Consider the following 12072-nt stretch of genomic DNA (forward strand, 5'->3'; position numbering starts at 1 on the left):
TAATGATATTATAACTTAATTTTCAGTTTATTGTCGGTGTTTCTTTAGAAAATGGAAATGGTGGTTGTCTAAGAAAGCATAGTATATGGTAGAAAAACATATTTTTAAAATAAAAGAAACCAATTACATAACTGATAAGTATAGTAAGAGTAGGATAAAAAAGTAGATTAATAGAGAAAGAGGAGGAGATTGTTATAACTACAACCGTTATTTCTCATTTTTATAACGAAGAGTATTTATTGCCGTGGTGGCTTGCTCATCATACGAAACTGTTTGATCATGGTATTTTAATTAATAAAGGTTCAACTGATCGTTCGGTTGAAATTTGTAAAAAGTTCGCGCCGCACTGGGAGGTACGAGATTCTACAAATCCAGAATTTGATGCGCTAGCGACAGATAATGAAGTAATGAGGGTGGAACAAGAAGTAAAAGGATGGAAAATGATTTTAAATACGACCGAGTTTCTTTGTGTGCAAGATAAAAATCAGTTTTGGAAATCACTGAATGAATTGGGAGGGAGGATGTATTGGCTGGAAGGGCTTATTATGGTCGATGACCTTAACTATAATTATCCGGACCTTAACTTTGGAATACCTTTAATGAAACAGCGATTTCACGGTTATTTACCAGAAGATTGGGCGTTATGGAGAAGAGGTAGATTTATTCATAATCATGAGCATGGAAGTTATACGGTTGGAAGACATTTATCTGCACATGAATCTATGGTTTATCCGCCACTTGCATGTATTGCATGGTTCGGTTTCAGCCCTTGGAACGATGCGATGAGAAAGAGGAAATTACAAATTGGTCCGACTCTTTCCGAAGCTAGTAAACAAGGGGGAATGGGAACGCATCATATTATTACACCTGAAAAATTAGAAGAATGGTATAAGGGTTTAGCAAGAGGGACGAAGGATTTACGTTTTAGTGATGCGTATCGTTATGCTTTTTTATAAATGATTCCCACCATAAAATTGTTTCTTCGATTCCAGTATTTAGATCGTATGTTGGTTTCCAGTTTACTTCATTTTTTAAACGCTCTACATTAACGCCGACAAATAAAGGTTCATCTGTAGAGAAAGGGATTGCCCCTAGTTTCATTAAATGTTCTTTTCCTATCTTTTTAGCAATGATAGAAGCTAATTTTTTAATTTGTACAGATTGACCAGAAGCGATATTGATTGTGCCTGTAACGCCATATTCTAATACTGTTACGAGAGCATCAGCGACGTCGCTCACATGGAGGAAATCTCTTGATTGTTTTCCGTGTGTACATAGTGCTTCCTCATTTTTTAATAAGGAAGTGATAATGTTAGAAACGAGCCGATTACCTTGTTCGTGAGGGCCATACATATGAAAGATGCGGCCCCAACACATGCTGAGGTCGTTTTGCTCAGCGTATGATTGTAGCCAGGAGTGTAGTGCGTTTTTACATAATGAATACGGGGTTTTATAGGAAAGAAGCGGTGAATCTTCAAATAGTACGCCGTTAAACCATTCATATTCTGCGCCAGTACCTGCAACAACAACTCGCTCTCCGCCGCATGTCGTGAAGTGTTGAATTAATGAGATACTGGATGTAAGCCAATAGTAATTATGAATAGATACATAACACGCTGGAGGCACTGCCTCCCAAGCTAAATGAATGAGATGACTAGGCTTCATGTCGTAAATGAGTTTTTTTACTTCTTCATCGCAAAGTAAGTTTACTTTATGCCAATGACAAGAAAGGTGAGAAGGTTTATTTGAATTGTAAGTGGCGTGCACTTCATATCCCTTTTGTATAAGAGAATTTACAACATATTTACCAATCCATCCACTACCGCCTGTTACAAGGACTTTTTTCATGACTCAATTACCTCAACTTCTGGTATCGTTACTAAAAATTTGCCGCCCCATTCAAGAATGAAAGAGCATTCTTTCATAATTTCATCTTTTAAATTCCAAGGGAGGATGAGGATATAATCAGGTTTTGTGCGCTTAATTTCTTCTGGAGATTTTATTGGAATGCGGGTGCCTGGTAGAAGGAGATTTTGTTTGTGAGGGTTTTTATCTACTGTATAAGCTAGAAACTCTTTCCCTATCCCGCAATAATTTAAAAGGGTGTTTCCTTTAGCAGGAGCACCGTAGCCGATAATTTGTTTGTTTAAAGCTTTTGCTTCGATAAAAAATTTTAAAATATTTATTTTCAATTGTTCGATGTGTTTAGAGAAAAGGAGATAGCAATCTAATGTATCTAGCCCGTGATCTACTTCTTTTTGGATTAAATTTGTAACATTGGAATGGATAGTGGATGAGTCATGATGATGGTTTATAAAAATACGCAATGAACCACCGTGCGTTGCAAGTTCTTCTACATCGACAATTTGTAAATGATGATGAGCTAAAACTTTTTGAAGACTTATAAGTGAGAAATAGGAGAAATGCTCATGGTAGATCGTATCAAACTGTTTACATGATATGAGATTTAATAAGTGTGGGAATTCAATTGTTATCGTGCCATCTTGTTTTAATAACGTTTTTAAACCGGCGACAAAATCATGTAAGTTCGGAACGTGTGCCAATACGTTATTTGCGACGATTAAATCTGCTTGCGGTAATTTTTTTGCTAAGTCATTGCTGAAAAAATTTACTTCAGTAGGGATTCCTTTTTGGATAGCGATTTCTGCTACATTTTTTGCTGGCTCAATTCCTAACGTCTCGATATTTTCTTTTTGAAAGTATTGTAATAAGTATCCATCGTTACTCGCGATTTCAATTACTTTCGAATGGTTTGTTAAGTTAAAACGCTTAATTGCCATTTCTACGTATTGCTTAGCGTGTAGTAGCCAGCTTGATGAGTAAGAACTGAAGTATAGATAGTCATGAAAAATACTGTGCGGAGATTCAAATTCATCTAATTGTACAAGCAAACAAGAGTGACAAACAAATGTGTGTAGCGGATAAAATGGTTCCATCTTATATGAATTTTTAGGAGCTACAAATGAGTTAGCCAGAGGGGAAACTCCTAAATCTAAAAAAGTATTTGTTAGTAATGAGTGGCAAAAACGGCATTTTTTTTGTTCCATTTTATAGCCTCCTTATAAATTTTTGAATGCATCGATTTGTTGTCGCGTGAAAGATTCCATATTTTCACCAGATGCATATTTTTTGTACCAAGCAACAGTCCACGCGATAGAATGGTCTGTTGATAACTTAGGTGTCCAAGCGAGCTTATTTACTGCTTTTGTACTGTCGAGTGTTAAGATAGGGGATTCATAAGGAGTGTTTGTATGAGGAGAAAGTATTTTTAGTGGTCGATTCCATAATTGCATTATAGACTGAATGACATCATGAACGGTTCTGTTAGGTTCATTTATCGGACCGAAATTCCACGCTGCTGCATATTCAGCGTCTTGCCAAAGTTTTTCAGCTAAAAGGGTATAGCCATGTAAAGGATCTAATACGTGTTGCCACGGGCGAATAGCGTGTTTGTTTCTAATGTTTAATGTACCATCTTGTAAATATGCACGAATGACATCTGGGAATAATCGGTCTTCTGCCCAATCACCACCGCCGATAACGTTACCTGCTCTTACTGAGGCAAGTTTCTGAGTATGAGTGTGGAAGAATGATTTTTGATAGGATGTTGCAACTAGTTCAGCACACGCTTTACTAGCACTATAAGGGTCGAAACCACCTAACCGGTCACTTTCCACGAATGCCTGGTTGCCGCTCCCATCATTTTCATAGCATTTATCACTTGTAACATTAATGATACTACGTATACTTTCTATATGTTTTGCGGCTTCTAATACGTGAACAGTACCTAAAACATTCGTTTTAAATGTTTCGATAGGATTTTTGTATGAAATGGTGACAATCGGCTGGGCTGCTAAATGAAAAAGTATGTCTGGGTTATGTTGCTTTAGGGCCCGGAATAAAGAATCGAAATCTGTAATGTCGCCATTAATGGATGTGCACTCTTTTGCTACGTTACCTTGTTCAAAAAGGTTAGGGATGGATGGAGGATGAGAAGAGTAGCCGATTACTTCTGCACCTAATGAAGTTAAAAAGAGGGTGAACCATGAGCCTTTAAAGCCCGTATGTCCTGTAATAAATACTTTTTTCTTATTCCAAAAAGATGATGAAGCCATATTACCAAACCTTCCATGGAGCGTTATGATTTTCCCATAGCTCGACTAATTTATTTTTATCGCGCAATGTATCCATCGGATGCCAAAAACCAGTATGCTGATATGCGGCTAATTCGTTTTTGTTTACTAACTGAACTAAAGTGTCTGTTTCAAAAACTGACTTATCTCCATTAATGTAATTGAAAACATCAGGATTTAAAACGAAAAATCCACCGTTAACCCATCCACCATCTCCGAGTGGTTTCTCTTGAAAAGATGTGACAGACTGTTTATCTAAGATGAGAGAACCGAATCTACCAGGAGGTTGTACGGCTGTAACAGTAGCTGTTTTTCCTTGTTTTTTATGAAATGCAATGAGTTCTTTTATATTTACATTGCTTAATCCATCACCATAAGTAAGGCAGAAAGGTTCGTTCCCGATGTAATGTTGTATTTTTTTAACCCGTCCACCCGTTTCAGTATTTAGACCGGTATCAATCAGTGTAACTTTCCACGGTTCAATACGATGAGAATGGCTAGTAATTGTATTGTCGCTTAAATGTATTGTGAAATCTGACATGTGTAAGTTGTAATTTAGAAAAAATTCTTTAATTGCATATCCTTTATAGCCTAAGCAAATAATAAACTCAGTAATGCCGTAATGACTATACAAACTCATAATGTGCCATAAAATAGGCTTTGTTCCAATTTCAATCATAGGTTTTGGTTTTAAATGTGTTTCTTCTCCAATCCGAGTCCCGTATCCACCTGCAAGAATAACAGCTTTCATTTTTTCCTCCTACTTATAAAAAAGAATTTGATATCGATGTTGTTATGATATGTACTTAAAATTAGAAAGGAACGGGAAATATCATGGTTACATTCTGTTCGTTTTAGTTTATTGAATTTCGGTATTTTATTATATAGTTAATTTAATAGAATAGATCGTATAAGGTGAGACGATACATTTTGTATAAATTGTGAAAAAGAAACCGTCACGTTTGACTGTACAGTTTATGTATTGTATGATGGTAGTAATATAAACAAGGGGGGAAGATCGTTGGGAAGGTGTATCGAATCGGACAGTTGGCTCTCATGGCTCACGTGTCGAAACGAACGATTGATTATTATACGAATCTAGGAATCTTAAAAGCGGAGCGATCTCAATCTAATTATCGCTATTACGATGAAACAGCATTTGAGACATTACAATTTATTGAGAAGTGCAAAGAAATGCATATGCCGCTTTGTGAGATTAAAGAGAAAATCGAGGAGAAGAAGAAGCTGCTCGGTATCAATGAACACGTTTCGAAACAAGTGAATGAAGTGACAGACCATATTCATCGATTAGAAGCAGAGTTAACGGAGTTAAAGCCGCTTTTAGATGGATTGACTGATTCACAACGTGAAAAAATATCGAAATCTTTATCTGGTCAAACGACAGCTTTAATACAGACACTTGCTCTATTATTATAGAAAAAAGTGAAATCCGACCTCTTTAATTTTTGTATCGGGCTATGTTTTCTAATGAACAAATAAGAAAACATTATAGTATACAGGAGGTGGACACCTTAGTTTTTTAAACTAGGGGGATTCATTGGAAATATTTAATTTAGTCATGGTTGCGATTTTAATCGCATTTACTGGATTTTTCGTAGCAGCAGAGTTTGCGATTGTAAAGGTACGTTCAAGTCGTATCGATCAGCTTGTTGCGGAAGGAAAACGCGGTGCTTTAGCAGCGAAAAAAGTAACAACAAATTTAGATGAATATTTATCTGCTTGTCAATTAGGTATTACAGTTACAGCTATGGGATTAGGTTGGTTAGGTGAACCGACAATTGAAAAGTTACTACACCCGTTATTTGAGAAATGGAACTTAAATCCTTCTGTTTCATCAGTATTAACATTTGGTCTTGCTTTTATGTTAATGACGTATTTACACGTTGTAGTAGGGGAATTAGCTCCGAAAACAATGGCAATTCAAAAGGCTGAAAAAGTAACGTTGTTATTGGCAACACCGTTAATGATGTTCTATAAGATCATGTATCCATTTATTTGGGTATTAAACGGTTCAGCTCGTGTTGTAACTGGCTTGTTCGGTTTAAAACCAGCTTCAGAACATGAAGTAGCTCATACAGAAGAAGAATTACGTCTTATCCTTTCAGAGAGTTATGAAAGTGGCGAAATTAATCAGGCTGAATACAAGTATGTAAATAACATTTTTGAATTTGATAATCGTATTGCAAAAGAGATTATGGTACCGCGAACAGAAATCGTTGGTTTCTACCTGGAAGATTCAGTAGAAGAACACATGAAAGTAATCCAAAATGAGCGATACACACGTTATCCGATTTTTGGAGAAGATAAAGATGATATTATCGGGATGGTCAATGTAAAAGATTTCTTTATTCGATATATGACCGAGGATCAAAAAGATTTATCATCTATTCGCTCGTATATGCGTCCGATTATTGAAGTGATGGAAACGACTCCAATTCACGATTTATTACTTCAAATGCAGAAGAAGCGAATTCCGATGGCTGTTTTATATGATGAGTACGGAGGAACAGCAGGGATTGTAACGCTTGAGGACATCTTGGAGGAAATCGTCGGCGAAATTCGTGACGAATATGATGAAGATGAAGCACCACCAATTCAGCATGTGAATGAGCACCATAAAATCGTTGATGGAAAAGTGCTTATTTCAGAAGTAAAAGATTTGTTTGGATTACACATTGAAGAAGACGATGTGGATACAATCGGTGGCTGGATTATGATGCAAAATCATGAAATTGAAGAAGGACAACATGTTGAGGCGGAAGGTTATGAATTTAAAGTGTTAGAAAAAGATGCTTACCAAATTAAACGTGTGGAAATTCGTAAGATGGAACAAGAGCAAGAAGAAGAGAAAGCAGCAACTGTGTAAGTTGCTGCTTTTCTTCTAAAGTAAAAAATGCGAAATTAGGAGCGGATATTTTGATTCAAGCAGCCTTACGTGTATATCGATTACAATTGTATGCGATCTTTAGTGGTTTACTACTTATGTGGACGATTACTCCGTTTGGAAAACAAGTAACAGGGTTTGGTATCGGATTAGCTGTAAGTGCATATTGTCTTTGGTTATTAGCTCGTAGAGTGGAGAAACTCGGAAAAAGTATCGTAATGAAAGAAAAGGCTTCTGGGTTAGGAGTTTTAAACCGATTTGCAGCAGCCATTTTAGGAGCTATTATCATGTATGAAATTGAGCATGAAATGGAAATGTGGGCATTCGGTACAGGCATTTTAGGTGGTCACTTTTTAATGATTGCAAATTTAGCCTATGCGAATATGCAGTTAGTGAAAGAGGAAGAGAAGCAAAGGGAACATGCTTCGAAAAACATAGAGCTATGATAAAAGGGGCCTAATGAGGTTCCTTTTTGTGTTTAAAGCGAGCTAATGAAAGGAATCAAATTTACGACAAATATAATACGCTTCTTTTTTACGTTTTTCAATAGTATGAAAAATATTGTAAAAAAATTTAAAAAGCCATCGATTTCTAAAGGTTATGTATGTTATTATGACAAAAGACTTTTTGAAAGAGGTGGATACCAATGTTACAAGCGTTACTTATTTTTGTGCTTCAAATTATTTACGTTCCAATTTTGACAATCCGTACGATTTTGCTTGTAAAGAATCAAACAAGATCCGCTGCTGGTGTTGGATTGTTAGAAGGGGCTATTTACATTGTCAGTTTAGGTATTGTGTTTCAAGATTTATCAAATTGGATGAACATCGTTGCCTATGTCATTGGCTTTAGTACAGGACTATTATTAGGCGGTTATATAGAGAATAAATTAGCAATTGGTTATATTACGTATCAAGTTAGTTTACTAGACCGTTGTAATGAATTAGTAGATGAATTACGTCACTCTGGATTTGGCGTTACAGTATTTGAAGGTGAAGGTATTAATTCAATCCGCTATCGCTTAGATATCGTTGCAAAGCGTTCTAGAGAAAAAGAACTGTTAGAAATTATTAACGAAATTGCACCGAAAGCGTTTATGTCTTCTTATGAAATTCGCTCATTTAAAGGCGGATATTTAACGAAGGCAATGAAGAAGAGAGCGTTAATGAAGAAGAAAGATCATCATGCATCGTAAAGACGAGGGAGTAGTGCTGCATTAAAAGTGCAGTATAAGCCCATATGTAAAAGAGAGGAATCTATTTGACATAGATTCCTCTCTTTTTTATTAAAAAAATGTAGCTGTTAATTGAAAAACTAAATCGTATAATTATTTTTTCTACTCATTCTCAAATTAATGATTAGCCATATAACTTGAATAAATACAGGTATGATAAAAGCGATTAATAAAACGATAAGTGATATGGATTTAAGTTCAGGTGTTTGAGTAACGCCAGCACCATCAACATCTCGTAGCCATATAATAGCGGCCCATATTCCAAAAATGATAATCCAAAATAGGTTACCAATCCACCAAGAAATCCATTGTTTTTTCATGTTAACACCCCTTACATTTCTCCTCTGTTAAAAGTATATTTTCGTTTGTTACATTTATAATGAAATACCTATAGAACTAAATTTTTTTAAAGTGATTTTTGATTGTGGCATTGCTTGATTGCTAGTTTCTTATGTAATGCTTAGTTAGCACTCTTTTTAATTGTACTATAATTTGTAAATTTATACAGAGGAAAGAGTGTAATACGAAGCGCACTTCTTTTTTTATAGAAATTACAATTTTTACATTATAAAATAATATGGAATAGATGAAATTATTTACTTCGGAGGTAGTTATTTGAACATTAACGAGAAGGCAATTGAAACGTTTGAACAAAATAAATGTGAGGAAGCAATGGAACTGTTTCAACGAGCAGTACATGAATCTAGAGGTGTACAATCTCTCAATAATCTTGCTTGGATGTATTTTTATGAGGAAGAGGATGATGATAAAGCTCTTGAATTAATAAGAGAAGTTATTAAGTTGAATCCTTCCTCATACTTTCCTTATAACATTTTAGGGGACATTTACATAAAACAAGAAAGATGGGAAGAAGCGAAAGAAGTATTACAAAAGTCTATTTCGATTCAACCATCGGATGAAGCATTTCACAATGTAGCTGTAGCACATTATAACCTTGGAGAGTTTGAAAAAGCTTCGGAATTTTTCTTGCGAGTTGCAGGGGATTCGGACTATATCATGTATATCTATGTAAAATGTTTAATTGATTTAGGACGAACGACAGAAGCGAAAGAGAAGTTAGATGCTTTTAACAGGAAATCTGATGATTTTGTAGGAGAAATTAATGTAGCAGATTTATACGTTGAGTTGAAGTGCTATAAAGAAGCCATTCAATGCTTTGAAAAGGGATACAAAGAAGTTTGGAAAAGCCCCGATTGGATTGGTAGATTTGTTTATGCTCTATATAAAGCTAATAATTTCACGCGTATAAATGAAGTGATACGGGAATCTATCGAAGCGAAAACAGCAGAAATAGAAGATGTTAAAAATGAAGAAGTAGAAGAAAACTGGACAGAAGAAGATAAGAAAGAGTTAATTGAGGAATATACAGAAGAGAATAATTGTTATAAAGCAATGATAGCACGTATCAACTCTGGATATGTTCCAGAGTTAGAATTTGAAACTTATCATTTAGGGGGTTGCTATTTATTTGGTTGTAAAAGACATAATCATCTTGAATATGGAGAGTGAAAAGATTCGACTGTCACATATGATGGTCGAATCTTTTTATTATAGGTCGCTTTTTGATTCCAAATAATGATTGCGTGGAAGGAGGAAGAGTGTGCGGGACGATTGTGAAAGTGAAAAATTACTGGGAGAAGAGAAAAGGGAGATCGGGTTATGATGTGTAATTTATAGTAGGGGAAGAAAATGGGATGGGGGAATGTAGAATATGAAAGATACACAAATGTTAGCTTTAAATAAAAAGTGTTGGGATACAGTGGCACCATATTTTTTTCAAGTAGATTGTTTACCGAAATATGGCCCGTATACAGCGTCTGAAGATGAGATTCATTTGTTTGATTCAATTAGAAATAAAAAGGTTCTTGATATTGGATGTGGAAGTGGGCATTCGTTGCAATATATGGCAGAACATGGGGCAGAGGAAGTATGGGGTCTTGATCTTTCAAGTGAACAAATTAAAACAGCGAATGAAACGTTAAAGTGTTGGAATCCAAAGTTAATATGCGGAGCAATGGAAGAAGAAGGTGATATTCCGAAAGGGTATTTTGATATTGTATACTCCATTTACGCATTAGGTTGGACTTCTAATTTAAGAAAAACGTTGGAGCTAATTTATTCATATGTAAAGCCAGGAGGAAGTTTTATTTTTAGTTGGGAGCACCCAGTATATTCAAATTTACAGTATGGTACAGAAGAAATTGCTTTTAAGTCTTCTTATCATAAGGAAACTCCTATTACGTTTGAAACATTTAAAGGAGAAAATGTACAAGCGACATTATATAAGAGAAAAATAAGTACATACATAAATGAGTTAAATAGAGCGGGGTTTACCATTGAGAGAATAGAAGAACCTGAACCATCGACCTCGTTTGGTGGAGAACGGGCTGAGCCGTCTACGAAATATTATTCATTATATAAAGCTAGAATGGTGCCGACTACCTTTATTATTAAGGCGAGAAAGTAAAGTGTTTTATAAAAAGAAGCCTATCATTTCAAATAATTGAAATGATAGGCTTCTTTATTTTTAAAAAATGAGGTCAGGTGTGTACTTTTTATATACAAATGCATTTCATATAAAAGGTGTAATTATTTTTGGGAGGGGGATTGTTGTGCGTCATCATAGAAAGTGCAAAAAATTTGGAGTGGCACTGCCTCTTCCACTTATAGGAGCAACTGGCCCTACAGGTGATAGTGGCCCAACTGGTCCAACTGGAGGGCATGAAGGTCCGGTCGGGCCTCCGGGAATTACTGGACCTACAGGAGCAACTGGTCCACAAGGCCCTCAAGGTATCGAGGGAATACAAGGTCCACGAGGGACAATAGGAGCTCAAGGAATACAAGGGGCCATTGGTGATACCGGAGAGCAAGGAATTACTGGTTCGGTTGGCTTACAAGGTCCTCAAGGATTAATGGGAGAGCAAGGTCCAGTTGGTGATATAGGATTACAAGGAGTAGAAGGTATACAAGGAATTACAGGCCCTGCTGGTAGTCAAGGTCTACAAGGGCCCCCGGGGATACAAGGGGAAATTGGAGAACAAGGACAAACGGGCCCACAAGGAATGCAGGGAGAAATAGGTGTAACCGGGATATTAGGTGTAACGGGCCCACAAGGTCCCCAAGGAGCACAAGGAATCCAAGGAGAGGACGGAACGACAGGTCTACAAGGAGAAGAAGGTCCACAAGGCATCCAAGGAATTACTGGAGAGCAAGGGCACCAAGGTGATCAAGGAATACAAGGTGTAATAGGTCCAACTGGTTCTACTGGAATACAAGGACCTCAAGGGATAAGCGGAATAAAGGGGATAACAGGTGTAATAGGTCCTCAAGGTCCACAAGGTGTTCAAGGTATACAAGGAATAAACGGATCCATAGGTTTTCAAGGAGCAAAAGGAGCACGTGGTATAACAGGAGCAACTGGAAGTATTGGTATGCAAGGACCAGAAGGCCCTCGGGGGGCTCCGACGGGAACAACCGGTCCAATTGGTCCATCTAGTGGAGTGACTGGTCCATCTGGACCGCCCGGTCCACCTGGGGGGCCAACAGGTCCAACGGGTGTAACTGGTGCGCGGGGTGTAACAGGGGGAACTGGTCTAATAGGAGTGCAAGGATTACAAGGTATAACTGGTCCCACTGGTCCTCAAGGTGTAAGGGGAGCGCAAGGTTCTCAAGGTGTAATTGGTGTAGCTGGAATGCAAGGTGCACAAGGAATACAAGGAGTTCAAGGAATAACAGGAGCAACAGGTGCAGAGGGGCCT

The 12072-nt window shown here is 36.9% G+C and carries 12 protein-coding genes and 2 pseudogenes; 9 read left to right on the top strand and 5 right to left on the bottom strand.

Translation table 11 applies throughout. The annotated features are described in order from the left end of the window. Positions 1-170 precede the first annotated feature (170 nt). The gene (locus MR113_RS18350; RefSeq protein ID WP_242256049.1) at positions 171-956 is read left to right on the top strand and encodes a glycosyltransferase family 2 protein; all 786 of its coding nucleotides are present in this window, start codon (positions 171-173) and stop codon (positions 954-956) included. Here the strand turns inward: MR113_RS18350 and MR113_RS18355 are convergent. From MR113_RS18355 to rfbF, 4 genes are read right to left on the bottom strand one after another with little or no spacing between them, the layout of a single operon-like run. Then, positions 925-1848, bottom strand: coding sequence for an NAD-dependent epimerase/dehydratase family protein (locus MR113_RS18355; protein WP_242256025.1), 924 nt, complete (start codon positions 1846-1848; stop codon positions 925-927). The genes MR113_RS18350 and MR113_RS18355 overlap by 32 nt on opposite strands. Continuing rightward, positions 1845-3068 (bottom strand): class I SAM-dependent methyltransferase, encoded by a 1224-nt coding sequence (locus MR113_RS18360; protein ID WP_242256027.1) that lies wholly within the window; start codon positions 3066-3068, stop codon positions 1845-1847. Before MR113_RS18360 ends, MR113_RS18355 begins: the two co-directional genes overlap by 4 nt. A 12-nt stretch (positions 3069-3080) precedes the next feature. Then, on the bottom strand, positions 3081-4136 hold the full coding sequence (gene rfbG, locus MR113_RS18365) for a CDP-glucose 4,6-dehydratase (RefSeq protein WP_242256029.1): 1056 nt from the start codon (positions 4134-4136) through the stop codon (positions 3081-3083). Between the two features lies 1 nt (position 4137). After that, positions 4138-4905 carry a glucose-1-phosphate cytidylyltransferase gene (rfbF, locus tag MR113_RS18370; RefSeq protein WP_242256031.1) on the bottom strand — a complete coding sequence of 256 codons (768 nt, stop codon included), beginning with the start codon at positions 4903-4905 and terminating at the stop codon, positions 4138-4140. A 278-nt stretch (positions 4906-5183) separates the two neighbouring features. On the opposite strand from rfbF, the gene MR113_RS18375 reads away from it, so the two are divergent. From MR113_RS18375 to MR113_RS18390, 4 genes are all read left to right on the top strand, one after another. Further along, a complete protein-coding gene (locus tag MR113_RS18375) occupies positions 5184-5591 on the top strand; it encodes a MerR family transcriptional regulator (protein ID WP_000285637.1) in 408 nt (135 codons plus the stop codon). A gap of 121 nt (positions 5592-5712) precedes the next feature. Next, a complete protein-coding gene (locus MR113_RS18380) occupies positions 5713-7041 on the top strand; it encodes a hemolysin family protein (RefSeq protein WP_088029478.1) in 1329 nt (442 codons plus the stop codon). Between the two features lie 50 nt (positions 7042-7091). Further along, entirely contained in the window at positions 7092-7505 is a 414-nt protein-coding gene (locus tag MR113_RS18385; protein ID WP_242256033.1) for an ATP synthase subunit I, read from the top strand. A 200-nt stretch (positions 7506-7705) separates the two neighbouring features. After that, the gene (locus MR113_RS18390; protein WP_002172712.1) at positions 7706-8254 is read left to right on the top strand and encodes a DUF2179 domain-containing protein; all 549 of its coding nucleotides are present in this window, start codon (positions 7706-7708) and stop codon (positions 8252-8254) included. Positions 8255-8373: 119 nt separating this feature from the next. Here MR113_RS18390 and MR113_RS18395 read toward each other — a convergent pair whose 3' ends face one another. Beyond that, positions 8374-8613, bottom strand: coding sequence for a DUF3923 family protein (locus MR113_RS18395; RefSeq protein WP_242256035.1), 240 nt, complete (start codon positions 8611-8613; stop codon positions 8374-8376). Positions 8614-8908: 295 nt separating this feature from the next. Here MR113_RS18395 and MR113_RS18400 point away from each other — a divergent pair, with 295 nt between their 5' ends. The 4 genes and pseudogenes from MR113_RS18400 to MR113_RS18415 form a co-directional block, all read left to right on the top strand. Continuing rightward, positions 8909-9823: a tetratricopeptide repeat protein gene (locus tag MR113_RS18400; protein ID WP_242256037.1), complete on the top strand. Its 915-nt coding sequence runs from the start codon at positions 8909-8911 to the stop codon at positions 9821-9823. Positions 9824-9900: 77 nt separating this feature from the next. After that, a pseudogene (locus MR113_RS18405) lies at positions 9901-9984 on the top strand (CGNR zinc finger domain-containing protein); the annotation flags it as partial. 41 nt (positions 9985-10025) lie between these two features. Continuing rightward, complete coding sequence (locus MR113_RS18410) at positions 10026-10781, top strand: class I SAM-dependent methyltransferase (protein WP_242256039.1); 756 nt, start codon at positions 10026-10028, stop codon at positions 10779-10781. A 145-nt stretch (positions 10782-10926) separates the two neighbouring features. Further along, positions 10927-12072, top strand: a pseudogene (locus MR113_RS18415) (collagen-like protein); the annotation flags it as partial.

The organism is Bacillus cereus group sp. BfR-BA-01379 (assembly GCF_022663605.1).
Classification (GTDB): Bacteria; Bacillota; Bacilli; order Bacillales; family Bacillaceae_G; genus Bacillus_A; species Bacillus_A mobilis.